Source organism: Coprococcus sp. AM100_B19A (assembly GCF_027662015.1).
GTDB classification, from domain to species: Bacteria; Bacillota; Clostridia; order Lachnospirales; family Lachnospiraceae; genus Allocoprococcus; species Allocoprococcus comes.
Genome location: NZ_JAQDKN010000003.1, coordinates 16,022 through 41,369, shown reverse-complemented (window position 1 = coordinate 41,369; position 25,348 = coordinate 16,022). Strand labels below are relative to the sequence as shown.

The 25,348-nt window shown below is 42.7% G+C and carries 22 protein-coding genes; all 22 read right to left on the bottom strand.

Annotated features, from left to right (window positions below; translation table 11 throughout):
- Positions 1 to 247: 247 nt before the first annotated feature.
- Positions 248 to 1,186, bottom strand: coding sequence for a methionyl-tRNA formyltransferase (gene fmt, locus PGQ33_RS03895; protein WP_195254888.1), 939 nt, complete (start codon positions 1,184 to 1,186; stop codon positions 248 to 250).
- Positions 1,187 to 1,211: 25 nt separating this feature from the next.
- Positions 1,212 to 1,682: a peptide deformylase gene (gene def / locus PGQ33_RS03890; RefSeq protein WP_008370813.1), complete on the bottom strand. Its 471-nt coding sequence runs from the start codon at positions 1,680 to 1,682 to the stop codon at positions 1,212 to 1,214.
- Between the two features lie 24 nt (positions 1,683 to 1,706).
- Positions 1,707 to 3,935: a replication restart helicase PriA gene (gene priA / locus PGQ33_RS03885; protein ID WP_270205297.1), complete on the bottom strand. Its 2,229-nt coding sequence runs from the start codon at positions 3,933 to 3,935 to the stop codon at positions 1,707 to 1,709.
- Positions 3,914 to 5,470 carry a UDP-N-acetylmuramoyl-L-alanyl-D-glutamate--2,6-diaminopimelate ligase gene (locus PGQ33_RS03880; protein WP_270205296.1) on the bottom strand — a complete coding sequence of 519 codons (1,557 nt, stop codon included), beginning with the start codon at positions 5,468 to 5,470 and terminating at the stop codon, positions 3,914 to 3,916. The genes priA and PGQ33_RS03880 overlap by 22 nt, the downstream gene beginning before the upstream one ends.
- Positions 5,471 to 5,623: 153 nt before the next feature.
- Positions 5,624 to 7,141, bottom strand: coding sequence for a Mur ligase family protein (locus PGQ33_RS03875; protein WP_008370817.1), 1,518 nt, complete (start codon positions 7,139 to 7,141; stop codon positions 5,624 to 5,626).
- 33 nt (positions 7,142 to 7,174) lie between these two features.
- Complete coding sequence (locus tag PGQ33_RS03870; protein ID WP_008370818.1) at positions 7,175 to 7,879, bottom strand: aspartate/glutamate racemase family protein; 705 nt, start codon at positions 7,877 to 7,879, stop codon at positions 7,175 to 7,177.
- 25 nt (positions 7,880 to 7,904) lie between these two features.
- The gene (locus PGQ33_RS03865) at positions 7,905 to 9,116 is read right to left on the bottom strand and encodes a carboxylate--amine ligase (RefSeq protein WP_055297612.1); all 1,212 of its coding nucleotides are present in this window, start codon (positions 9,114 to 9,116) and stop codon (positions 7,905 to 7,907) included.
- Positions 9,117 to 9,232: 116 nt separating this feature from the next.
- Positions 9,233 to 10,486 carry a Y-family DNA polymerase gene (locus PGQ33_RS03860; RefSeq protein ID WP_173692595.1) on the bottom strand — a complete coding sequence of 418 codons (1,254 nt, stop codon included), beginning with the start codon at positions 10,484 to 10,486 and terminating at the stop codon, positions 9,233 to 9,235.
- 218 nt (positions 10,487 to 10,704) lie between these two features.
- On the bottom strand, positions 10,705 to 10,905 hold the full coding sequence (locus tag PGQ33_RS03855) for a hypothetical protein (RefSeq protein WP_117835589.1): 201 nt from the start codon (positions 10,903 to 10,905) through the stop codon (positions 10,705 to 10,707).
- A gap of 234 nt (positions 10,906 to 11,139) precedes the next feature.
- The gene (locus tag PGQ33_RS03850) at positions 11,140 to 11,979 is read right to left on the bottom strand and encodes a tyrosine-type recombinase/integrase (protein WP_118217602.1); all 840 of its coding nucleotides are present in this window, start codon (positions 11,977 to 11,979) and stop codon (positions 11,140 to 11,142) included.
- Between the two features lie 130 nt (positions 11,980 to 12,109).
- Positions 12,110 to 14,710 carry an ATP-dependent chaperone ClpB gene (clpB, locus tag PGQ33_RS03845; protein ID WP_008370859.1) on the bottom strand — a complete coding sequence of 867 codons (2,601 nt, stop codon included), beginning with the start codon at positions 14,708 to 14,710 and terminating at the stop codon, positions 12,110 to 12,112.
- 166 nt (positions 14,711 to 14,876) lie between these two features.
- The gene (locus PGQ33_RS03840; protein ID WP_270205295.1) at positions 14,877 to 15,911 is read right to left on the bottom strand and encodes a DnaJ C-terminal domain-containing protein; all 1,035 of its coding nucleotides are present in this window, start codon (positions 15,909 to 15,911) and stop codon (positions 14,877 to 14,879) included.
- Between the two features lie 66 nt (positions 15,912 to 15,977).
- A complete protein-coding gene (locus PGQ33_RS03835; RefSeq protein ID WP_008370865.1) occupies positions 15,978 to 16,448 on the bottom strand; it encodes an Hsp20/alpha crystallin family protein in 471 nt (156 codons plus the stop codon).
- Positions 16,449 to 16,742: 294 nt separating this feature from the next.
- The gene (locus tag PGQ33_RS03830; RefSeq protein ID WP_270205294.1) at positions 16,743 to 16,904 is read right to left on the bottom strand and encodes a hypothetical protein; all 162 of its coding nucleotides are present in this window, start codon (positions 16,902 to 16,904) and stop codon (positions 16,743 to 16,745) included.
- A gap of 31 nt (positions 16,905 to 16,935) precedes the next feature.
- Complete coding sequence (locus PGQ33_RS03825) at positions 16,936 to 17,169, bottom strand: hypothetical protein (protein WP_243000040.1); 234 nt, start codon at positions 17,167 to 17,169, stop codon at positions 16,936 to 16,938.
- 113 nt (positions 17,170 to 17,282) lie between these two features.
- On the bottom strand, positions 17,283 to 17,804 hold the full coding sequence (locus tag PGQ33_RS03820) for a class B sortase (RefSeq protein ID WP_270205372.1): 522 nt from the start codon (positions 17,802 to 17,804) through the stop codon (positions 17,283 to 17,285).
- Positions 17,805 to 17,834: 30 nt separating this feature from the next.
- Complete coding sequence (locus PGQ33_RS03815) at positions 17,835 to 18,095, bottom strand: hypothetical protein (protein ID WP_117835592.1); 261 nt, start codon at positions 18,093 to 18,095, stop codon at positions 17,835 to 17,837.
- A 202-nt stretch (positions 18,096 to 18,297) separates the two neighbouring features.
- The gene (locus PGQ33_RS03810) at positions 18,298 to 19,254 is read right to left on the bottom strand and encodes a carbohydrate kinase family protein (RefSeq protein ID WP_117555945.1); all 957 of its coding nucleotides are present in this window, start codon (positions 19,252 to 19,254) and stop codon (positions 18,298 to 18,300) included.
- 51 nt (positions 19,255 to 19,305) lie between these two features.
- Positions 19,306 to 21,126, bottom strand: a complete 1,821-nt coding sequence (locus tag PGQ33_RS03805; protein ID WP_117555443.1) for an amylosucrase — start codon at positions 21,124 to 21,126, stop codon at positions 19,306 to 19,308.
- 104 nt (positions 21,127 to 21,230) lie between these two features.
- The gene (locus PGQ33_RS03800) at positions 21,231 to 22,715 is read right to left on the bottom strand and encodes a glycoside hydrolase family 32 protein (RefSeq protein WP_270205293.1); all 1,485 of its coding nucleotides are present in this window, start codon (positions 22,713 to 22,715) and stop codon (positions 21,231 to 21,233) included.
- A gap of 25 nt (positions 22,716 to 22,740) precedes the next feature.
- Complete coding sequence (locus PGQ33_RS03795) at positions 22,741 to 24,420, bottom strand: ABC transporter substrate-binding protein (RefSeq protein ID WP_117822665.1); 1,680 nt, start codon at positions 24,418 to 24,420, stop codon at positions 22,741 to 22,743.
- 21 nt (positions 24,421 to 24,441) lie between these two features.
- Positions 24,442 to 25,338: a carbohydrate ABC transporter permease gene (locus PGQ33_RS03790; protein ID WP_173826182.1), complete on the bottom strand. Its 897-nt coding sequence runs from the start codon at positions 25,336 to 25,338 to the stop codon at positions 24,442 to 24,444.
- Between the last annotated feature and the right edge of the window lie 10 nt (positions 25,339 to 25,348).

Genomic DNA, 25,348 nt, shown 5'->3' with positions numbered 1-25,348 from the left:
CTAAATTCGGCTTTCGCTAACGCTCAGCCTTATTAAGTGCCGACGTTTTCGATGACCTGCTTAGCGAATATCTTTCGCTTCCGGGCTACATTTTTCAATGGGTGTCGGCTGTTTGTCCTATCGTGCGGTGCACGATGGGACAAATGCGCCAAAGGGCGCGAAAAACGCTTTGCGTTTTTTTGCGCCAGATATGTTAGGTCGAAAAATATTTGTTAAATTTGCAAAGCTCAAATTCTAAAAGTAAACTCTAGCCTAATTTTTCTCCTGTTTCTATGTGGTACCCGCGTAGGAAGGCATCGGCTTCCATGCGTTTTTTGCCTGGGATCTGGAGGGACTTGATGGCTAGTCTGCCTTCACCGGTCTGAACTTTGAAGCCGTGTTTTGTGACTTCTGTGATCGTTCCGGGCTCATGAGTATCTATGGTTTCTACCACATCCTCTACTTCTGCTTCCCAGATTTTCATCGTTTTGCCTTCCCACTGGGTGTAGGCACTTGGCCATGGATTTAAGCCGCGGATCAGGCGTTCGATTTCTACTGCTGTTTTCGTCCAGTCGATCTCACCGGATTTTTTGTTGAGCATTTTTGCGTATTCGGTGGTGCTTTCGCCCTGTTTTTGTGGAGTAATGGTTCCTTTTTCCAATTCTGCAAGGGTATGGACGCAGAGTGCGGCTCCTTTTGCGGAAAGTTTATCGAAAAGGCTTCCTCCTGTTTCTTTTTTATCTAATGTGATTTCTACTTTTTCCAGCATATCACCCGTGTCAAGTCCTTCATCCATCTGCATCGTTGTGACACCGGATACTTTTTCTCCATTGATGACCGCCCATTGGATCGGTGCAGCACCGCGGTATTTCGGCAGAAGAGATGCATGGACATTGATACATCCGTACGGTGTCATTTCCAGAATCTCTTTTGGAAGGATCTGTCCAAATGCCACGACTACGCAGACATCTGCCTGATATTTTTTCAATTCTTCGATACATTCAGGTTCCCGGATCTTCTTTGGCTGATAGACCGGGATATTATGTGCAAGTGCACATTCTTTTACCGGAGTGAACTGCATTTCTTTGCCTCTGCCTTTTGGCTTGTCCGGCTGTGTGACAGCGAGCACTACTTCATGTCCTGCTTCTACCAGTGCTTCCAGTGTTCCGACTGAGAAATCAGGAGTTCCCATAAATATTATCTTCATCTTATCTTAACCTCCCGCTTCCAGCCTAGGCTTCTTCGTATTCTGTGCTGTGAAGTTCGCCTTCTACTTTTTCTACATAAAGATGACCGTCCAGATGCTCCAGTTCGTGACAGATTGCTCTTGCCATCAGTCCTTCGCCTTCGATCTCGTATTCTTTCATATCTTCATCAAGTGCTACTGCTTTTACATAATTCGGACGGGTAACAATACCGGATTTACCTGGTACACTAAGGCATCCTTCTTCCCCGGTCTGTTCTCCGCTGCTCTCTACGATGCGTGGGTTGATCATGACAACCGGACCTTCTCCGATATCGATGACAACAATTCTTTTGAGAATTCCAACCTGTGGTGCAGCAAGACCTACCCCCATTGCCTCGTACATGGTCTCTAACATATCATCGATCAGTTCTGTTGTTCTTGGTGTCATCTTTGTTACTTCCTTACACACCTTTGTCAGTACTTCATCGCCTATTTCTCTGATTTTTCTAATTGCCATTTGTTCTTCCTCCTGCCTTTTCTTTTAAAATCCACTCATCGGATCAAAATCAAACTGAATCCGCATCTTTGCAAATCCCCGGTTCAATTCAATATATTGTTCCATTTTATCTTTCATTTCAATCAGGATCTCATAGGATTCCTGCTTCAGATACAAAACTTTCCGGTACACATCCTTGACCTTTCCGACTGCCGGAGCTGCCGGACCGATCACCTGTACCTTGCGGTTCTTCGTGATCCGCATTGCATATAATTTGAGATAGTGCATTCCTTTTTCCAGAAGTGCTTCATCCTCACAGGCTACCAGTACCGCCATCAGATGCTCTGCCGGCGGATACCCCATCAGTTCCCTGTAATTCATCTCTTCTGTATAAAATGCCTGATAATCCTGACGTGCTGCCGTCTGGATACTATAATGCTCCGGGCTGTAGGTCTGAATCACGACCTCTCCTTTTTTTGCCCCTCTTCCGGCCCTTCCCGCAGCCTGCGTCAGAAGCTCGAATGTCCTCTCTGCTGACCGGAAATCATCCGAGTATAAGGACATATCCGCGACAAGCACGCCAACCAGGGTCACATTTGGAAAATCATGTCCTTTTACGATCATCTGCGTTCCGACAAGAATATCTGCCTCTTCATTTGCAAATGCAGATAGAATCTTTTCATGTCCTTCTTTGGATCTTGTAGTATCCAGATCCATCCGAAGTACCCTTGCCTGCGGAAATTCCTTTTTTACCAGTTCTTCAATCTGCTGTGTTCCTGCGCGGAAACCTCCGATATGAGGGGAGCCGCAGGACGGGCATTTTTTTGCAACCGTTTCTTCGTAGCCACAGTAGTGGCACACCATTTTCCCATTATTGTGCGCTGCCAGTGAAACATCACAATGAGGACATTTTACTACATATCCGCAGGACCTGCAAGAAAGGAATCCGGCATACCCTCTTCGATTCAGAAACAAAATGATCTGTTCTTTCTTTTTCAGACGGTCTTCCATCAGCTCATGGAGCCTGTCACTTAAAATAGAACGGTTCCCTTTTTGCAGTTCTTCACGCATATCCACCGTGTAGACCTCCGGGAGCTCTGCTTTTGCAGTCCGCCTCTTTAATTCCAGCAACGTATACTCTCCCAGCTCGCACCGGTAAAATGCTTCCATGGAAGGGGTTGCCGATCCCAGTACCACACTTGCCCCTTCCAGGCTTGCGCGTTCGATTGCCGTCTCCCGCGCATGATACCGGGGAACCTGTTCACTTTTATAAGCTGCCTCATGTTCCTCATCGATCACGATCAGCCCAAGACTCGGAAACGGGGTAAAAAGCGCAGATCTTGGACCGATCATCACATCAATCTCTCCTTTTTTCGCCCGCATCATCTGATCATACCGCTCTCCCGCTGAAAGTCTGGAATTCATGATGGAAACGCGCTCCCCAAATGTCCTGTAAAAGCGCATCACCGTCTGGTAAGTCAATGCGATCTCCGGAATCAGTACGATTGCCTGCCGCTTTTCCTTTACCACCTGCCGGATCATTTCCATATAGACCTCTGTCTTGCCGCTTCCGGTCACACCGTATAAAAGATAGGTCTTTCGGATCCCTTTTTTATAATCGTTTTCAAACGTACGGATTGCACTTTCCTGCTCCTCCGTGTAGGTAATAAAATGCCGCTGCTGCTCTTTTTCTTTCACAGGATTACGGTAAATCTTATGATTTTTGATTTCCAGAACCCCCTGCTCTTCAAGCGCTCTCACCACCGTCAGCGTGATATTCAGCTTCTGGCTGATCAGAGAATATTCTACCTCTTCATCATCCAAAAGTGCTGCCATCAGTCTTGCCCGCGCTTTCTGGTTCTTGTGAAGATATTCTTCCAGCTTCTTTTCGCCTGCTTCTCTGGAAATACATCTTTTTAAAATCCGCTGTTCCTTCTGCTGCTCGGTACGCTTGATCGGAAGCACCGTTTTCAATGCCTGGATCATCGTACCTCCATAATATTCTTTCATCCACGCAGCAAGTGCAACCAGCCTTGCCTCAATCGCTACACTTGATGTATCTGTGCGCAGAATATCCTTTATTTTTTCCGCATCATAATCACATGTTTCCGAAAAACCGACAATATACCCCTTCGTTTCCCGGTTCCCCCGTCCAAACGGCACAATGACGCCTGCACCGGTCCGTAAATCTCCTTCCAGTTCTTCCGGTACACGGTACTGAAATACTTTATCCAGTTTTTCATGTGTAATATCTATAATAATGTCTGCGTACATTCTGTCTGTTCCTTTTTCTGTCTCTTTTGTGCAGCCAGCCTGACGGCTTTTCGCACCAGTTCCCGGTCATCCATCGGATACCTGACTCCCTGGATCTCCTGGTAATTTTCATGTCCCTTTCCCGCAATCAGAAGGATATCCCCTTGTCTTGCCATTTCTACCGCAAAGAATACTGCCTCTTCCCGATCCTGGATCATCCGATAGGCTCCGGAAGTTTCTTTGATGCCTTCTTCAACGTCTGCCATAATCTTTGCCGGCTCTTCCCATCTCGGATTATCTGAAGTGATGATCGTCAGATTCGCAAGCTCTCCTGCTACTCTTCCCATCCCGCTTCTTCTGCTTCCGGCACGGTTGCCTCCACATCCAAACACCAGTAAAATACGTTCTGGTTCGTAAATTCTCAGCATTTTAAGCACTTTTGCAAGACTCATGGCATTATGCGCGTAATCAATGTAACACAGGATATTTTCTCCTACATCTACCCGTTCCATCCTGCCTCTTACCACCAGATGCTTTAACACGTCTCCTGCTTCTTCTCTTTCAAATCCAAGACAGCTCACCGTCTGTAAAGCAGCCAGTGCATTGTACACATTAAATTTTCCAGGAAGGGCAAGCTCATATTTTCTATCATCTGCATAAAATACCGTTTTAAGTTCTCCACCTTCCATCAGAAAACTGATTTTTTCTGCCGTCAGTACATGACTGTTTCTAAATCCTCTTTCCTGCCCTTCTTCTTCCCGACAGGTAAATCCGTATTTCGTGCAACATTTTCTCTGGAACATATAGCTGCACTGTGCATCATCCAGATTCCCTATTCCAATCCTGCACTGTTCAAAAAGACATGATTTGTAATATCGGTATTCCCCAAGACTTGCATGCTCGCCTGGTCCGATGTGATCCTCCCCGAAATTAGTGAATACCGCGATTTCAAACCAAATTCCATCGATCCGATGCTGCTTTATTCCCTGTGAAGATACCTCCATCACCGCATAGTGGCAACCTGCTTCTACCATTTTAGCAAAATACGACTGAATGGTAAAGGCATCCGGGGTCGTATTTTGCGAAGTTACCACTTCATTTCCAAGATGGTGTTCGATCGTACCGATCAGTCCGCATTTTTGGCCAAGACTTTCCAGCATCTCCCGGATCATCACTGCCACCGTACTTTTCCCCTTTGTGCCGGTCACGCCAATCACTTTCAACTTATCAGCAGGACTTCCAAACCAGATCCTGCTGATCCCGGCAAGAGCTTCCCGTGTATCTTTTACCAGAACGACGGCAACATTTTCCGGAAACTTCAGCATCCTTCCCCCAGATACCAGTTTTTCTATCAGAATGCAGGATGCCCCAAGGTTGCAGGCTTCTTCTATATAATCATGTCCATCTGTCCGGTTTCCCTGAATGCAGACAAACAGACTGTCTTCTTCTGCCTTTTGGGAATTACAGGTAATCCCCCGGATTTCCATCTCTTCTTCTAATTCCGGCATTTGGATCACCGCATGCTGAATCCTTTTAAACAGAACCGAAAGCTTCATAAGGCTCCTCTTTTTGGACTCTTTGTTTTCAGAATATGCTGTTTCCCCTCAAACGTCACACCGGATATGAAAATATATAAAATGGGTGGATTTCCTGCTTTCGTTTTCACGCATCCTGTGCGTTTGCAGGAACACCCACCCATCTCTCAGTTTCTATTGATGCTTTTTATCATACTCGGCAAGATATTCTTTAACATACTGTGTATCTGATTTGCAGTCCAGATACTCACAGCCATATTTCTGTCTTGTCTCATTTCCTTTTCCGGTAATCAGGAAAATAGTCTTTCCCTCTGCTTCATCCATCGCTGCTTTGATTGCTTCTCCCCGATCCTCGATCATGGCATACGGACAGTTTTGTGCTTCCACATACTGTGCGATTTCTTTGGAAATCTGCTCTACCGGCTCATATCCCGGATCTTCCGCTGTCAGATAAACCTTTTTCGCATACTGACCCGCTACCGTTCCAAGGTCTCTTCTCCGGATAAATGCTTTCTTTCCGGGGCATCCGAAGATCGATACGATATTATAATCCGGATATTCATCTTTTATTGAAGAGAACAGCTTTTCAAAACTAAGCTTGTTGTGTGCATAATCCACAACAGCGATCAGATTCTTATCTGCACTTCCATAAAGCTCCATACGTCCGCTTGATCTTGCCCTCAAAAGACCGCTGTGCATATACTCCTTCGGGATTTCAAGAAGAATGGATGCCGCAATGACAGCCAGTGCATTTTCCACATTGAAAAGTCCCGGCATCGTCAGACGGAATTCTTCATCAAACAGCTCTGTCTTTACCATAAATACCGTTTCATGTCCGTCTTTCTGGATCTCATAACCATAAACATCTGCTTCCGGATTCTTTGTACTGAACGTCAGCACCTTCTCACAGACCTTTGACTCTTTCAGAATACGGTCTGCAAAATCTGCATCCATGTTCACAACTCCGTAACGTGATTTTCCGAAAATTTTCAGTTTAGACGAAAAATAGTCTTCAAAATCCGGATGCTCGATCGGACTGATATGGTCCTCTGAAATATTCAGAAAAATTCCCACATCAAACTGCATGTTATCGACACGATTGTATTTTAACGCCTGTGAAGATACTTCCATCTCGGCAAATGTAATACCACTTTCTACGGCATGGCGCAGATGCTCCTGCAATTCTACCGACTCCGGCGTAGTAATATGGGATTCTTTCTTGATCACTCCGTCATAAATATCGATTGAAGAAAGGACTGCACTTTCCTTTCCACCGGTTGCTTCCATATAATCATCCACGATTGCTTTCATATAGTAAGCAGAAGTGGATTTTCCTTTTGTTCCGCCGATTCCGGTGATCGTCAGTTTCTTCCACGGTGCATTATTGAACTTCTCTGCAAGTGGAGGCATCGCCTTACGGATATCGTCTACCAGAAAATATGGAACATCTTCTTTCGTTTCATATTTTACTTCGCTGACATAAGCAATCGCACCTTTTTCGATCGCTGCATCCAGATACTCAGCCTTAAATGCCGCACCTTTGCAAATAAACAATGTCCCTTCCGTCACCTCTCTGGAATCATAGGTCAGATATCCTACGTTTTTTTCTTCTTCCCCATTTGAATAAAATTCTTTCATCATACGCAGGTTCTGTAACAGATTTGCGTACTCCTGTAATGTGTATTTTTCCATCTGGTATTTATCTCCCTTATATTCTTTCCGGTATTATTCCCGGTACTCTGCGCCGGATCTGATGATGGATTCTCTTACCAGAACATCCATTGCATCCATGCAGTCTGCCGGTACCTGATAATATTCTTTGAATACCGAAATCTCTGTGCATGCAAGAATTACTGCATCACAGCCTTTTGCCTTCAGATCATTATAGGCACGGTCAAATTTGTTCTTGTCTCCCGGCTTTCCTTTTTTGATATCATCATAGATCAGCGACATCACATCTTTCTGGCAGGCTTCTCCCGGAACTACCGGTGTGATTCCAAATTTTTCGCAGGCTCGGTGGTAAGTCTTTGCCTGCATCGTTCCATCTGTTCCCATGATCCCGATCTTCTTCACTTTTGGATGAGCCTCTACTACATATCTGACACTCTCCTCTACCATATTGATGATCGGAACACTTGTAGATTTCTGGATATCTTCCAGGAAATAGTGCGAGGTATTGCACGGAATCGCAATATTTTCCACTCCCAGCATCTCCAGATCTCTTGCGTCCTGTGTGATTGCTTTCAGAAACGGAAGCTTATTTCCTGTAAGGATTGCCTGTGTCCTGTCCGGCATTGTCGCATGACTTAAAATGATCATGTTGATATGCTCCTGATCACTCTCCGCCTTTGTCCTCGCGATCACTCTTGCATAATAAAAACTTGTCGCCTCCGGTCCCATTCCGCCGATAACACCTAATTTTTTCAGCATATCATTCTCCCTGTTTCAGCTTCTCTTAGCTGTAATATTTCTTAAAGTTACCAAACTGTCTGAGATGATTCTTCACCATAGCAAGATAACGTCTTGGTTTAAAATCACCTCTCTTAAATACCGGATTGACCATCTTCTTTTCCTTAAGAAGGCGTCTCATCTTCTCACGGTTTGCTTCTTCTTTGATATATTTGAAAGCAACTGCCTTCGGTACTGTCATCCAGAGATGTTCTTCTTTTGCAAATTCAAGCGGCAGTTCTTTTCCGTAAACATATTCTTCTACTACATATTTTGCAACATTGAATCCAGATCCTGTCACATAATAATTACTTCGTCCCTGGCGGGTGTTGATCTCGAAGAAACGGTATTTGCCATCACGCCTGTCATACTTGATATCAAAGTTGGAGAATCCTACATAGTGCAAATCTTCCAGCAGATTCTTCACCTTCATCATCAGCTCTTCGTTTGGCTCTGTGATGATAACTGCATGATTTCCAAGTCCGTGTGGTGTGTGTTCTTCCAGGAGTACATGTCCCAGACACATCATTTTAACTTTTCCATTCCGGTCAGAATAAGAAGTCAGAACACGCATATATTCATCATTTCCCGGAATCATATCTTGGATGATCAGTTTATCTGTATAACCTGCCCCATAGATATCCCGAATTACTTTTTCCAGTTCTTTTCTGTCCTTGATCGTGTAGATCTTATTCTGGGTTGCAAACGGATGCTCCCAGTAAGAAATACTGTCAGACGGCTTTAAAATTACCGGGTACGGGAAATTCATCTCAAAATCCAGTCCCATGGACTGATCGTAAATAATCGTTCCCGGATAATCTACCCCATGCTTTTCGCACAACTTGTAGAAAGTCTCTTTCTGCTGCAGACTGTTCATCAGATCAAAATCGATATATGGTGCGATAATATTTTTCTCAAGCTCTGCCTTATGCTTACTGATCAGCGCCACATAACTGTCACCACATCCGATGAGCATAATCTTTTTGTCTTTATGCTTTTTTGCAAATCCATTGACTGTCTGAAGAAAATAATCGTCCGTATCAATCTTCGGATTCGGATGATATTCGATGATCTTACTTCCGTAACTCGGTCCTGTTGCAAACTTTCCAAATATATATGTCTTCACCTGATACTGCTCATAAAATGCGCGGGCAACACTGTAAGTATTGATATCTCCACCAAGCAGTACCGGAATAAATTCTCTGTCTTTAAATTCCATTGTTTAAAGAAGCTCCTTTCTATCCCCTTATATTTCTACATATCATCTCATTATACTCCAGGGATTCTTTAGGTGTCAAGGCATGGAAACAGCTCTGAAAGTTTCCCGGGAAATTTTCAGAACTGTTTCTTTTCATATTTCTTCTCTTTTTCTCTCTGCTCCAGAACACTGCCCCGTATCACCGCATCCGCCCCATACTTTCCGCGGATCTCTCCCATTGCCGCACTGAGCTTTTTCAGCTTTTCCATGCTCTTCTTCGGCTTCTCAGATTTCACCTCGAATTGCAGGTCAAACAGGCTTAACTGCTCCGGTTCATCTTCATCCACAAGCTTCGCTGTGCGAACACCAAGCAATCTGATCGGCTTACCGTTCCACAGCTCATCGAACAGACTGCAGGCCGCCTCGTAAATCACCTGATCTGCACCGGATGCTCTGCCAAGCTGCTTCTGGTGAGATACATTCTGAAAATCACTGTAGCGGATTTCCACACTAACCATATTGGCTTTCTGCCCTGCTTTCCTTAGTCTCTTTCCCACACTTTCTGCCAGAGAAAATAGAACCTTTTTTGCATCCTCTGCCTTTTCCACATCTTTTGGAAGTGTGGTGGAATTACCGACACCCTTTGCTGCGGTCTCCTCGGATTGCACCTTTGCATCACCGATTCCATTCGCAAATTCCCACAGCGTTCTCCCATGACTTTTCAAATGGAATTCCAGAAGCTTCGGATCTGTCTGCGCAAGCTCACCAATTGTCCGGATTTCCAGCTTTTCCAGAATCGCCACACTGGACTTCCCTGCCATAAAAAGCTCACTCACCGGAAGCGGCCACATTTTTTCCTTGACCTCTTCCGGGAAAAGAGTGTGGACACGGTTTGGCTTTTCAAAGTCTGATGCCATTTTTGCCAGAAGCTTGTTTGTCGAAATCCCCACATTCACGGTAAACCCAAACTTTTCATAAACCCGGGCTTTGATTTCATACGCAGCCTCCACCGGCGAAGAAAAACGCTGTGCGATTCCGGTAAAATCCATATAGCACTCGTCCACACTGACCTGCTCGATTTCCGGTGTATAGGTTTTCAGGAAATCCATCAGTCTCCGGCTATACTCCCTGTACATCCTGTGATTTGGCGGATCCATGTGAAGATTCGGACACTTGCGGAACGCATTTACCACCGGCTCTCCCGTCCGAATGCCGAATTTCTTTGCCGAAGGAGATTTCGCCAATACGATCCCATGGCGTGATTCTCTGTCACCGCCGATGATCGCGGGGATCGTACGGATGTCCACATCGGCACCATTTTTCAGTTGTTCTACTGCCGTCCAACTAAGGTAGGCTGAATTGACATCTATATGGAAAATGATGTGTGACATTCCTGCTGTCTCCTCTCTGTGAATAATCGAGCAGGCTGACTCCTGCTCGATTTGTATACTTTGTACACCATCTCGCTTAACAGCCAGGTGATTTACATTCGACAAATGCAGATCCTTGTGCAAGCACAAATCTGCACTTGGCTCATCGTATACACAAAAAATACGGAATATGATATTCATTTTATCATATCCCGCATCCATTTTCATTATTTTATCTTTTATTTATCAAGCTTACTGCCGATTTCACTCCATCCACAGTTAAATACATATTGTGCAAATTCTTCCAGCTGCTTCTCATTATATAAACTTAAATCCATCGTTTTCAGCTTGGATTCTACTATTTTTTTGTTGTATCTCAGATCGGATACATATGAACAGTCCACTCTCTTTATCATATCATCAAATATATCTCTTTCCATATGTTCCCTCTTTTCTACATAATGTTAATTATGTTGTAGTTTTCGATATAGGTATTTTGACTCGAAAATATGAAAATAAAAAGGAAAAAATAAATGTTTTACATAATTAAAGTGAAAGGACTGTTTTGCATTTTTGTAACGTTTTTTAATGTTGACAGTCTTTGTAATACAGACTAGAATATAGTTGGACTGAGTTTGGACGATTTATATTACAACATAATTAACATTATGTCGTCATTCTACAAGCATCTCTAACATTTCCATGCTCTTTTTCCATTCCATAATTCCATCCGAAGCATAAATCCTTGTCACCTCGATACTGCTGTGTCCCAGAATATCCGCAAGCTGCAACAGATTCCCAGTAACCCTGTAAAAAATTCTTGCAAACATATGTCTGAAATTGTGCGGAAATACTTTTTCGGTTTCCACCCCCGCACTTACTGCAAGCTGTTTTAATTCTCTCCATATATTCGACCGGTCTTTTTCATGACCCGATCTCGTTATAAACACATTTCCCTTTTGAATCCTGTTTTTTCTTATATAATACAACAGTCTTTTTCTCAACTGATCCGTTAAAATAACCGGTCTGTATTTTCCTTTATTCCACACCTTCACGATCCCGCTTTGAACACTATCAACTGAAAAATATCTTAGCTCACTGATCCGGATTCCTGTCCCTGCAAGCGTCTCCATAATCATTACAAGCTGTTCCTTTCCCTGCTCTTTTGCTTTCCGCACCAGTTTGATATAATCGGATTTCTGCAGTTCTCTTTCCATCATCTTTGAATTACAGCCCTGTACACGGACTCTGCGGAGCTTCCATTTTCCAAGCCCAACGGCAAGTAAATACTGATTCAGTGCCACAAGCATCGAATTTACACTGCTTACTGCATAATGCTGCATCAGCCACTCCCGGTAAGCAAGCAGAAGTTCCTTATCTATTTCTTCCGCTTCTGCTGCATAGGAATAAAAAGTCGTTACATCTGTCATATATTTCTTCTTTGTTGCCTCCGATGCTTCCCGCTCGATCAAATACTTCATAAAGATTTCTTTTTCAAATTTCATTCCGCTCATAATGTGTCCTCCTAGTTTTTTCTCTTTACTCACATTATTTCACAGATCTGAAATTTTATTAACCGAAAAAGCAGTAGGACAAAACCTTTTTTCATTGTCCTACTGCTCATATCCATCTATTTTCCTTATCTTATACTTCTCTTAAGTGCTGCTTGATCCTTGCAGTAAGTTTTCCATCCACATTATCGATCAGGATCGTATCTCCGCTGCCAACATTTCCTTCCAGGATCAGTTTAGCTGCCTCGGTTTCAACATTCTTCTGAAGATATCTCTTCAATGGTCTTGCACCATAGGTCGGATCATATCCGCCTTCCACTACAAGCTGTTTGGCTGCTTCAGTAAGCTCGATCCTCAGTTCTTTATCTGCAAGCCGTTTATTGATATCATTGACAAGCAGGCTGATGATAGAGTAGACATTATCTTTCGTCAGCGGACGGAACATAATCGTCTCATCCAGACGGTTCAGAAATTCCGGTCTGAAATGTGCTCTCAGATCATTCATGACCATCTCCTCTGCCTCTGGTTTGATATCGCCATTTTCATCGATACCATCCAGCAGATAAGAAGATCCGATGTTCGATGTCATGATCAAGATCGTATTCTTGAAATCAACGGTACGTCCCTGTGAGTCCGTGATACGTCCGTCATCCAGTACCTGCAGAAGTACGTTAAATACATCCGGATGTGCTTTTTCTACTTCATCGAAAAGCACTACGGAATACGGTTTTCTGCGAACGGCTTCCGTAAGCTGACCGCCCTCATCATATCCGACATATCCCGGAGGCGCTCCGATCAGACGGGACACAGAATATTTCTCCATGTACTCACTCATATCGATACGCACCATATTGTTCTCATCATCAAACAGATTCTCGGCAAGTGCTTTTGCAAGCTCTGTTTTACCTACACCTGTAGGTCCAAGAAAGAGGAAGGAACCAATCGGCTTAGTCGGATCTTTGATTCCTGCTTTGGAACGGATGATTGCATCGGTTACTTTCGTAACGCCTTCGTCCTGTCCGATGACACGTTTGTGAAGTTCATCTGCAAGGTGCAGTGTCTTGCTTCTCTCGCTTTCGTTTAATTTTGCAACCGGAATGCCAGTCCAGCGGGAAATGATCTTGGCAATCTCATCATCGGTAACACTTTCATGAACCAGTGACAGATCTTCATCTTTTACCTTTGCTTCCTCTTCTTCCAGCTGTTTCTGCAACTGTGGAAGACGTCCGTACTGAAGCTCTGCTGCCTTGTTCAGATCATAGCTCCTCTGAGCTGCTTCGATTTCACGGTTCAGCTGTTCAATCTGCTCACGAATCTTCTGTACATGTTCAACAGAATGTTTTTCGTTATCCCACTGTGCTTTCTGCTTTGCGAATTTTTCCCGTTCTTCGGCAAGTTCTTCCTGCAGTTTCTGCAGTCTTTCCTTGCTCAGTCGGTCATCCTCTTTCTTCAAAGCGGCTTCTTCAATCTCCAGCTGCATGATCTTACGGTTCAGTTCATCCAGCTCTGTCGGCATAGAATCCAGCTCTGTCTTAATGGATGCACATGCTTCATCAACCAGGTCGATTGCCTTATCCGGAAGGAAACGGTCTGAAATATAACGGTTACTCAGAGTAACCGCCGCAACCAGTGCGCTGTCTGTGATCTTGACACCATGGAATACTTCATAACGCTCTTTCAATCCACGAAGGATAGAAATGGCATCCTCAACTGAAGGCTCATCCACCATAACCGGCTGGAAACGACGTTCCAGAGCGGCATCCTTTTCGATATACTGGCGATACTCATCCAGAGTTGTCGCACCAATACAATGCAGCTCACCACGGGCAAGCATTGGTTTTAACATATTTCCGGCGTCCATTGCACCGTCTGACTTTCCGGCACCTACAATGGTATGCAGCTCATCGATAAACAGGATGATGTTTCCATCACTGTTCTTGACTTCTTCCAGAACTGCTTTCAGACGCTCTTCAAATTCACCACGATACTTGGCACCTGCAACCAGTGCTCCCATATCCAGTGCAAATACTTTTTTATCTTTCAAAGCTTCCGGTACATCACCACGCACGATACGCTGTGCCAGACCTTCTACTGCTGCTGTCTTACCTACACCAGGTTCACCGATCAGAACCGGGTTGTTCTTTGTCTTACGTGACAGGATACGGATCACATTCCGGATCTCTGCATCACGTCCGATGACCGGATCCAGCTTCTGCTCCCTGGCTTTTTCTACCAGATCTTCCCCGTATTTGTTCAAGGTATCATAAGTAGCTTCCGGATTATCACTGGTTACTCGCTGATTACCTCTTACCGAAGAAAGTACCTGAAGGAAGCTTTCCCTTGTGATTCCAAGTTCCTTCATCATACCTTTGATCTCACGGTTCGCATATTTCAGAAGTGCGAGGAACAGATGCTCAACCGATACATATTCATCACCCATCTGCTTTGCCTCATCCTCGCCATGGATCAGCACATTATTCAGATTCTGACCAATATACATCTGACCGCCCTGTACCTTCGGACGCTTCCGTAAAAGCTCTTCCACACGGTTCATCATTGTCTCTTTTGTAATGCCCATCTTCTCAATCAGCTTGAGAATCAGGCTGTCATCTATTGTAAGCAAAGAATACAGAAGATGTTCCTGTTCAATTTCCTGGTTGCCATAATCTGCCGCAATCTTTTCAAGGTTCTGTACTGCCGCCATAGAACTTTGTGTAAATTTATTGATATTCATAACATGAGTCCCTCCTTTGCCTTGCTATCTTTGTTCTACTCGAACTATAGCACTTGTTGTTAGCACTGTCAAGAGTCGAGTGCTAAATCTATACAAATTTTTACTTCCCTGTTAAATCATCGGACTCATTTTCTGAGTCCCATCTATATGAAACGCCCCGGATCCTTTATCTTCCTCCGGCAGCGGCTTTCTTATATTCCATCAGTTTCTGTCTTGCTTCTGCATTTAAATGTTTCGGAACCTGAATTTGTACCGTTACATACTGATCACCATGGACATTTGCATCCTTCATGGAAACGATTCCTTTTCCTCTTAAACGAATCCTGCTTCCTGACTGTGTTCCTTCTTTAATCTTGCACATCACATCACCATACAGGGTATGCACCCTTGCTTCTCCACCAAACACAGCCGTTGTATAAGGAATGCTGACCGTTGTATAAACATCCATACCTTTTCGTTCATATCCGGCTTTTGGCTGAACAGTTACTTTCAGAAGCAGATCTCCTGCACCGCCTTTTCCGGTTCCAGGCATCCCTTTTCCACGAAGTCTTATACTCTTTCCACTGTCAATTCCTGCCGGAATATGCACCTCAAGTGTCTGCGCCTTTCCGCTCTGATCCTGCAGAGTAATTCTTTTATCACATCCAAATGCTGCCTCATCAAATGTAACAGATACACTGGCATTCAGATCCTGTCCTTTCTGATCAAAGCCTGCTGACCCGTGACCGCCAAATCCTCCGAAGCCACCAAATCCGGATCCATCGTCATAGAAACTGCTTCTGTGAAAACCATGACCTCCGAAACCATCTGTGCTTTTACTGCTGCTTCCATGGAAGATATCTTTAAACATATCTCCGAAAATATCATCTGCATTTCCTGTAAAATGATACTCCTGATATCCTCCAGGACCACTTTTGAATCCCTGGAAACCATTTCCAAATCCACTGCCCTGATAGCTGCCTCCTGCAGACTGGTCAAATGCGGCGTGTCCAAACTGGTCATACATCTTCTTCTTTTCCGGATCACTCAGTACTGAATAGGCTTCTGTTACTTCTTTGAATTTCTTTTCTGCATCCGGATTTCCGGCATTGGTATCCGGATGATACTTCTTTGCCATCTTCCGGTAAGCTTTTTTGATTGTCTTCTCATCTGCATTCTTTGCTACTCCGAGCACCTCGTAGTAATCCCGCTTTGCTGCCATGTTCTGTCACCTCCTGCCTGTAAAACACCCCGGAGATTGCTCTCCGGGGAAAATTTATCTTCTATATTAACCTTCAATTGTGATATATTTCTTCTCTTCTACCGCTGGTTTTGCTTCTTTTTTCGGAACAAAGAGTTTCAGAATACCATGTTTAAATTCTGCTTTGATATCTTCTTCTGTGATATCTTCACCAACATAGTAACTTCTCTGACATGCTCCTGCGTAACGTTCACGGCGGATATACCTGCCGGTTTCTTTCTCCTGTTCATCCTGATCAAGACCTTTCGCCGCACTGACTGTCAGATAACCATCTTTCAATTCTGCAGTAACTTCATCTTTCTTGAACCCTGGAAGATCAATCTCAAGTTCATATCCATCTTTCATTTCCTTGATATCTGTCTTCATCAGATTATTCGCATGATGTCCATAGAGCTTCTTTTCTGCTCTGTTCTCTGCTTTATCTGCATATCCGTAAAACGGAAATCCAAACCAATCATCATCAAATAAATTATTATTAAAAATACTAGGCATTAACATAAGTCCTGTCTCCTTTCAAACACTCATAATACGTTCGGAACACTCTCTGGCGAACCTTTCTTTTCGTTCCCCTTCCTTTGTTCTACCTGTACTATAGCACGTATTATTAGCACTGTCAAGAGGTGAGTGCTAATTTTTTGAGATTTTTTTTGCACCAGCTTTTAAGATTGCTTGTATGTCTTTTCTATTTATTCCAATCATAAAGAATCCTTTCGATTTTACAAATGTCGCAGATTCACACGATATTCTTTTAAAGACGCTTCATCGGCATTGGAAATCTGATATTCCAAATGCTTAATCAATTTCTTCTTTCCATTTTCCCTTTTGAAGCTCATACTGTGAGATTTGTGTCATTTTCGACTTGTTATCCAGATATTTCTCCAGTTCGATTTCTCCCATAACTCTGTCAAAAGTCAGCACTGGATCACAGATGTCCAGATAATCTTGAATTAGCATTGGCAAAATTTTTTTCGGGACTGTTCTTTTTTCACAGCCCCTCAGCTACAGTTTTTTTACTCTCTAAAACAGAATTTACAGGATATTTTTTATACAAAAAAAGAACCTCACTGGTCGTTATTCCTGTTGTTCTGGCATATTCCTTTGATGTAATCTGTCTGCCCTGTCTCCATTTCCGATAGACATACTCCAGAAGATCTTCTTCCAGTTCTCCTCTGGCTTTTGCAGTATCAATATTTCTGTTTTCTGTTTTTTTATCCGCCATTACTTCACTCTCTGTGTTCTTGTTTTCCTCTTTTGCTTCTGGTTAGTTACTTCAAACCATGGTTTCCCCAATTATATTGTTCTTTTTTTAAGTTTGTCAATGCATTTTACCTGTTAATCATCCGTTTCCTTTAATTTTGTCTGGTCTGTTGTCTGGGTATCGATACATACCGCATGAACAGCAAACCGTTTGCTGTATCCATTCCCGGTACAGGTGGACAGCGTCAGGATCTTGTTCGTTGACTTTGGTCTGATCCCGGTATCAAAATCCGAGTCTTTTACCATCTCGTCAATAAACGTCTGGTATTCTTCCCCCGGCTGATAACCGACTTTATATACATTGCCGCCATTCACCGCATCCTCATAGGAGAAGATCTGATAGCGGTAGGCAGTGCTTTCGGTATAGACCGTAAAGTACTGGTTCTTTTTCCAGAAGCCTTCATCCTTGTATTTCTTCAGACTGCCGAACATACTGCCATTGTTCATGTTGTGTCCGTAAATGACGTTATAAAGGTCGGAAAAATCTGACTGATTCAGTCCTTCCAGAAAGATACTTCCGGCGATATGCTTATTGCCATGGATATCTTTGCGCAGATATTTTTCGTTGTCCCCGGAGTGCACGATAGGATAGTTGATACCAAGCTCATTCTGATCGTCGAACTGTATCTAGCCGATGCCGTCCGGGTTTTCTGTTTTTAACTGGTCAAATTCGACTTTAATGTCGGTGCTCCACCAGTCTTTTTTCTTCTGCTTCCCGTCATCTGGTTCGGATTCATCACTGACATATTCTTCGGCAAGTTTTTCATAATCTTTCGTCGACTGCCATCGATCAATATACGGCGGCAGAATATTCCACAATGCCACACCTATCAGAATTACAGCCAGAAAAATCCATATCAGCCATCTATAAGAATTCTTTTTCCTCATGTCACGCTCCCGCTCTTGTTAGCTCTATCAAACTGCTATTGTCATTATGGAATGCACCGCCAGAAATGTCAATCCTTTTCTTCGCACTGTTTATCCATTGGAACTGCCAGCCAGTGTTTCTGATTCATGTACTTTGCCGGAGCAAGGTGATACATTTCGATATAATTGCTTATCATATCCGACTCTGCCTGAACTTCCATGATTAACATTGCAGATTCTGAATTTCATCTCTGGTTGGCATTACACGCAGTGCCCCTTTTCTTGTTGTAATCACAGATGCTGCCGCATTTGCAAAAGTCAGCATTTCCTTCAGGTTTTCTTCCTCTAAACCTTCCATTCCGTGTTCACAGATATAATGTAATACACAACCACAAAATGTATCTCCTGCTCCTGTCGTCTCAATTGTATTCTTCTGAAGGAACGGTTTTACTTCTACCATCGTTCCGTTATAGTATGCACGACTTCCTTCTTTTCCCATAGATACAAGGATCAGCGGAATCTGATATCTTTCTCTAATCCAATTTACCCCTGCCGTATAGTCTTCTTCACCTGTCAGCCATTGGATTTCATTGTCTGAAATTTTCAGAATCTGACAATGTGCTAATCCATACAATACCTGTTCCTTTGCCTCATCCAAAGAGTTCCAAAGTGGTGGACGTAAGTTCGGATCAAAGGAAATAACTGCACCGGATTCTTCTGCAATACGGATTGCTTCTTTTGTTGCTTCGCGCACTCCTCCATGTGTCATGGACAACGTTCCGAAATGGAAGATTTTTGTTTCTTTAATAAGTTCTGCCTGAACCTCTTCTTTATTCAGCATCATATCCGCTCCCGGATTACGATAAAACGAAAAATCTCTGTCTCCATCCGGATAAGTATGTACCATAGCAAGTGTCGTATGGATTTCCTTATCTGTACATAATCCACCTGCATCAATCCCTGCTTCTGTTATCGCATCTCTCAGCTGTTCTCCGAAAAAGTCTTCCCCTACTTTTCCGATAAATGCCGTCTTATGTCCGAGTTTCGTCAGCATTGCAAGTACATTGCATGGCGCTCCTCCCGGATTTGCCTCAAAAAGTGGATTTCCCTGATTACTTTTTCCATTTTCTGTGAAATCAATTAACAATTCTCCAAGTGCCACTACATCATATTTTTTCATTATATTCTCCATTCTGCCTCCAAAAATGACATTGCTTTTTCCATAAAATTCCTATTTTTTCACGCACCATCTGTACTGATAAGGATTCATCCATACCGAATTTATTTCCAGTTTTTCTCCTGTAAATAAATCCTCATATTCACCTTCCAGACAATTCAGCCATGCATTCTGTCCATATTCTGAAAAATTAGCCAGACAGATTAATTCTTCATTTCCTGCTGTTCTTCTAATCGCAAAAACCGCATAATTTCCTGTATCCCAGGTAGAAATACCGGCAGTTTCGCCAAAGCAATTTTCCTGACGCCGTATTTCTTCCATCTGCTTCAGACCATTCCAGATGTCGTACTGTACTGTACCCGCTTTTTTTCTCTTGTCTGCATTGTCCCACTGGAACGGACTGCGGTGCAGATACCTGCTATCCGCAGCAGTATCTGGATTTTTTTTATAATCATAATCATTTACCTGACCGATCTCGTCCCCGGATGAAAGCATTACAAATCCTTCCATACTCATACATGCCGCATGCATCATGAGCACTCTTTGGATTCCTTGTTTCACCTGTTCTAAATCCCCTTCAAATCCACCTTTTTCAATTCCGCACAAACTCGCAGTTGTTCCACAGCTTCTGGCATCTTTCGTCGCTGGATCGTAATTATATAATTCTCCTCGCGCAAAGCTATATGGATAAGTACCTTCAAAGAAATGATACAAATATTCTTTGTGCCGAATTGGGTTTATTTCCAGCTTTTTCTCCTGTTCTTCATCCAGTCCCCAGCCAATATCATCATGACAGCGAAGGTAATTGACAAAATAGCAGTTCTTCGGAAGGCTGTGGATCACATCCATCTGATGCTTCAACATCCTTGTGTCTCTCGTAGCCAGTGCTGCCCACAAATTTACCATGCTGGAAACTCCATATAACATATGACATTCCGGTTCACTCTCTGTTCCAAAATAAACCGGCAGTTCTTTTGGTTCCATAACAACCTCACCTTTCAGGATCACAGCCGGGCAGATCATTTCAACAATGATACGCAGCATCCGGACAATACTATGAACCTGGGGAAGATTTCTGCAGCTTGTTCCTAATTCTTTCCAGATATAAGGAACTGCATCAATACGAAACACTTCTACTCCAAGATTTGCCAGATACAGGATATTCCCAATCATTTCATTAAATACTTTCGGATTATGATAATTCAAATCCCATTGATAAGTATAAAATGTTGTCAGTACATGCCTGTGCATCTCTTCACACCATGTAAAATTTCCCGGAGCGGTTTCCGGAAACACTTGCGGCATAGTCTTTTCAAATTGATCCGGAATTTCTCGCGTCTCATAGCACTGATAGCGATCCATATATTCCTGTTCGCCTCTCTTGGCTCGTATCGCCCACTCATGTGTATCTGCCGTATGATTCATAACTACATCCAGACATAAGCTGATGCCACGCTTTCTCAGCTCTTTTGTCAGTCTTTTTAACTCTTCGTTTGTTCCTATTTCCGAATCGACCTGCTTAAAATCTTCCACCGCATACCCACCGTCATTATATGGATGAGGCATCTTTAAAAGCGGCATCAAATGAAGATAGGTAATCTTCTGCTCTGACAGATAATCCAAGTGTTCTATCACACCTTTTAATCCCCCCGCAAACAGCTTCGGATACATCGTCATTCCAAGCATATTTCTGTTGCGATACCAGTTTGGTTCTTTCTCTCTTCTACCGTCTAATCTCCTAAGCTCCGCCGATCTGTCCTGATAAGCCCCTTCCAACATCTGCATTAGTTCTTCATAACATTGTTCATTGTGATATAACTGCAGATATTTTTCATGCAGTTCCTTCTCATATCTTTTTCTTCTTTCCTCTATCATCAATACTCTATGCTCCTATACTACAAAGGGGATTCCCGTTCCAGGAATCCCCCTATCATTATCCATACGTCTTCAAACTCCATGTAAGTTTTATCATGTATTTTCTAAACCAGATCGTATTTCACTACATCGATTTTAGCTGCACCTTCAGCAAAAAATGAAATTCCTTTTGCCTCTTGTTCTGTAAATAGGACAGCCGACATAACCTGCTCGCCATCATTAATAAATATCTCTGCGCTAAATCTATCCAAAATCACACGAAGCTTTAATTCATCGGCATCTCCATTTACCCGACATCTTCTCTGATGAACCAATGCTCGTTCACTTCCTGAAAATTTTCTATCAATTTTCAGGACAGACTCATCCGGGCGGAAACTCAGTTCTGTATGAAACTTCTCATTCTGTGCAAAGCGTAATGCAAATTTTTTATAGACATTCCCCTTATCTTCCGGACGTATCACAAGTTCCATGTCTATGGTTCGTCCTTCGATTTTATCTAATGTGATTATATCATTATTTATTACCACATTGTTGTACTCAACTCTGTTTTTACGCATTGCATCAAGTTCTTTGACTGGAGTTTGGTAAAGTCTTCCATTTTTTACAGACAATTCTCTCGGCAGACTCATTTGTGCAAACCACTTCGAATCGTTATCACGATGAGCTAGTGTATCCCAGTTCTGCATCCAACCAATCATAATTCTCCTGCCATCCGGGGCTTCCAACGTCTGCATTGCATAAAAATCAATTCCATAATCCACAGATTGCGTAAACTGCTCTTTTAAGGTATATGTATCTTTGTCCATTTCTCCTATGATACATAAAGTACCGTTTCCATTATGAAATTCGAAGCCTTCCGGCAACATATCCTGCGGACTGGTCAAAAGAACGTGTTTTCCATCCAGTTCAAAGAAGTCCGGACATTCCCACATCTTTCCAAAACGTTTCTTATTTTCTGCAAGGATGCTGACAAATTCCCACTCAAATCCATCCTTGCTTCTATAAAGAAGAATCTGTCCACTTCCGTCTGCTGGTCTGCTTCCGATAACACAATAGAAGTTCCCGTCTTTTCCTTTCCAGATCTTTGGATCACGAAAATCCACTTTACTTGCACCTTCCGGAAGATCTTTGGCTGTCAGAACCGGATTCTTCTCATATTTCTTATAATCTTTTCCATCGCCAACAGCCACTGCCTGTGTCTGAATATCCCTTACCGTTCCATCTTCCATTTTCTCCTGATCCACTGCAGTATAGATGAGCAGCTGTCTGCCGTCTCCTAACTCTGTTGCACTTCCTGAAAAGCATCCAATCTTATCATACTCTTCATCCGGTGCCAAAGCTGCCGGAAGATATTCCCAGTGAAGCAGATCCTTACTAACCACATGTCCCCAATGCATACTGTTCCAGTATGTATCGTATGGATGATACTGATAAAACAGATGATACTCTCCCCGATAGTACGAAAAACCATTCGGATCATTCATCCATCCGACATATGGACTCACATGAAAAACCGGTCTGTCTTTTGCTTTTATCTGCTTTCCCTGTTCATCTTCATATTTTCTAGCCTTTTCTAACATCTCACTCATGCGAATTCTCCTATTATTCATATCGTTATTTTTCTTCACTCAATGACTCCTGATACTGATCAAAGTATTTCTGTTTAATTGAAAGATAATCAGAAAGTCCATACTGTTCCATTTTCTTCAGATAGGAATCCCACTCTTTTTCAATTCCTCCATTCAGGATCCAGTCTGCTTTCTTCTGCTCTGCATATTTTTTAATATCGGTATCATACTGAGATACTTTATTGGTATCATCAATGCTCATAAAGACATTTGGGTAAACATACTTGCTATTCATATCCTGTAAATAAGTTTCATGCATATTGTCTAAACGCCATTTTGCATCTTCCGGCTGTGTTACATATACATCATAATATTCATTCAGTACTGCAAGTGGACCATTTACAGATTGTGCCTCACGTACTTCTACCGGCGACTGCGTTCCAAGATCCATGTGCTTCAGCATTTCTCCGCCATCTTTATTTTTGGTCAGTTCAAAAATGTTAAAAGAATCCTTTTCTCCATAAGTTCCCCAGTTATTCTGTGGTGACTGAAGGGGTGCATACATCTGATCGATCCATGCAGCAGCAAGTGCTGTGTCACGACAGCTGGATGTAAGGACACATCTTCCACGATCGAATCCGCTTGTTTCGCTGTTGTTCTGTCTTGTGATATTTCTCATTCCATTCGGTCCTGTCAAAGCCGGCAGCATAACATAATCTTCATTGTTATCAATATTTGCAATATCCCATGTAAAGCAGAGACCATATCGATGATTCTTTCCTTTTGCTACATAGGTGGACCACTCTTGTGTAAATGCTTCCGGGTCAACCAGATCCTCTGTTACAAGCCTATGCAACCATTCAATTCCTTCTTTATACCCCTCCTGAACCGTTGTATAAATAACTTTTCCTTCATCCGTTACAGCGAAATGATCCCCTGTATCTCCATAACCCTCTCCAAATCCATTGATCAAAATTGCAGGATCCTGATCTCCATTATTGATAATAAATGACATTGGGATCACATCACCTTCAATTGAAAATTCTTTTTCAAGTTCATCTGCATGATCACGGAACTGAATTAATACCTGTTCCAATTCATCTGTTGTTGTCGGAATCTCAAGTCCAAGATAATCCAGCCATTTTTTGTTAATATACGGAATATCTCCGATTGCCTGAATGGCTTCTTTCCCAGCTCCAAGCTGTTCAATCCATGGAAATGAATAAATATGCCCATCCGGTGCTGTACACATTGTCCTGTATTCTGGGTATTTTTCAAATACTGCCTGTAAATTCGGCATATATTTATCTATCAGATTTTCCAATGGAATAATGATTCCCTGCTTTGCATAACGCAACAGATCATACTCACTCATTCCGGCATTGAATAATCCATCCGGCAGATTTCCAAACTGGGCAAGTGCCAGGTTTTTCTTATCAGAAAACTGATCTGATACAAAACAAGTCCAGTCAATATGAACATTGGTCTGCTCTTCCATACGCTGAAAGATCACTCGTTCATTTGGCTCCTGTGTTGATGTAGCCGGTGCACTTGTAATAAAGGAAAGTTCTGCGGTTTCCTTCAATGGAAACTGCACTTCCGATACAGGTGTATCCGGATCAATTTCAGCTGCAAGCTGCCGCTCTTTTCCACATCCTGCAACTCCTACCATCATCGTCATAGACAGTACAATTACAAGTAATGCATTTACTTTTCTTTTCTTCATATCTGTATCGTTCCTTTCTTATTAGCCTTTTACCGATCCTACCATAATTCCTTTGTCAAAATATTTCTGGAAGAACGGGTACATTACTAACAGTGGTAAACTTGATACTACAATGGTTGCATATTTAAGCTGTTCTGCTATTTTTGCCATTTCTGCCGTGCTCTGGATATCGGCGATCATTCCCGGCTGTGGTGTATTCTGTACCAGGATAGAACGGAGCACTAACTGCAACGGCTGCAGATTTGCATCATTCAAATAAATCATTGCATCGAAATAACTGTTCCACATTCCAACGAAAGACCAGAGTGCCAGAACTGCAATGATCGGCTTACATACCGGAATCATGATTTTAAAGAAATGCTGGATCTCATTCGCCCCGTCAAGCGCAGATGCTTCTCTTAATTCTGTCGGAATTGATTGATAATAAGTTCTTGCGAGAATCATATTCCATACATTAAATGCCCCCGGAATCAGGATTGCCCACACCGTATTCACCATGTGCAGCTGATTGATCAAAATGAATGTAGGAATCATTCCACCCCCAAAGAACATTGTGATCAGGAAAATAATATTGAAAAATTTTCTTCCTACAAATTCTTTTTTAGACAACGGATATGCTGCCAGCAATGTCACAAAAACGGAAATAACTGTAAATGCAAGTGAATACAGGAAAGAATTTAAGAATCCACGCCAGATCATTTTATTCTGTAACACTCTTCGATATGCGTCTAATGTCCAGTCCTTAATGTTAAAACTCAATCCCTGGTTATTCAAAACAGTCGGATCCATAAAGGACGCTAATACCACATAGATAATCGGTATTGCTATAGAAAGGACGAATAAACCAAGAATGGTAAACCCGATTCCAAGGATTACTTTGTCTGTCCTTGAATATTTTTTCTTCTTTTTTTTCTCCATCTTTTCTCCC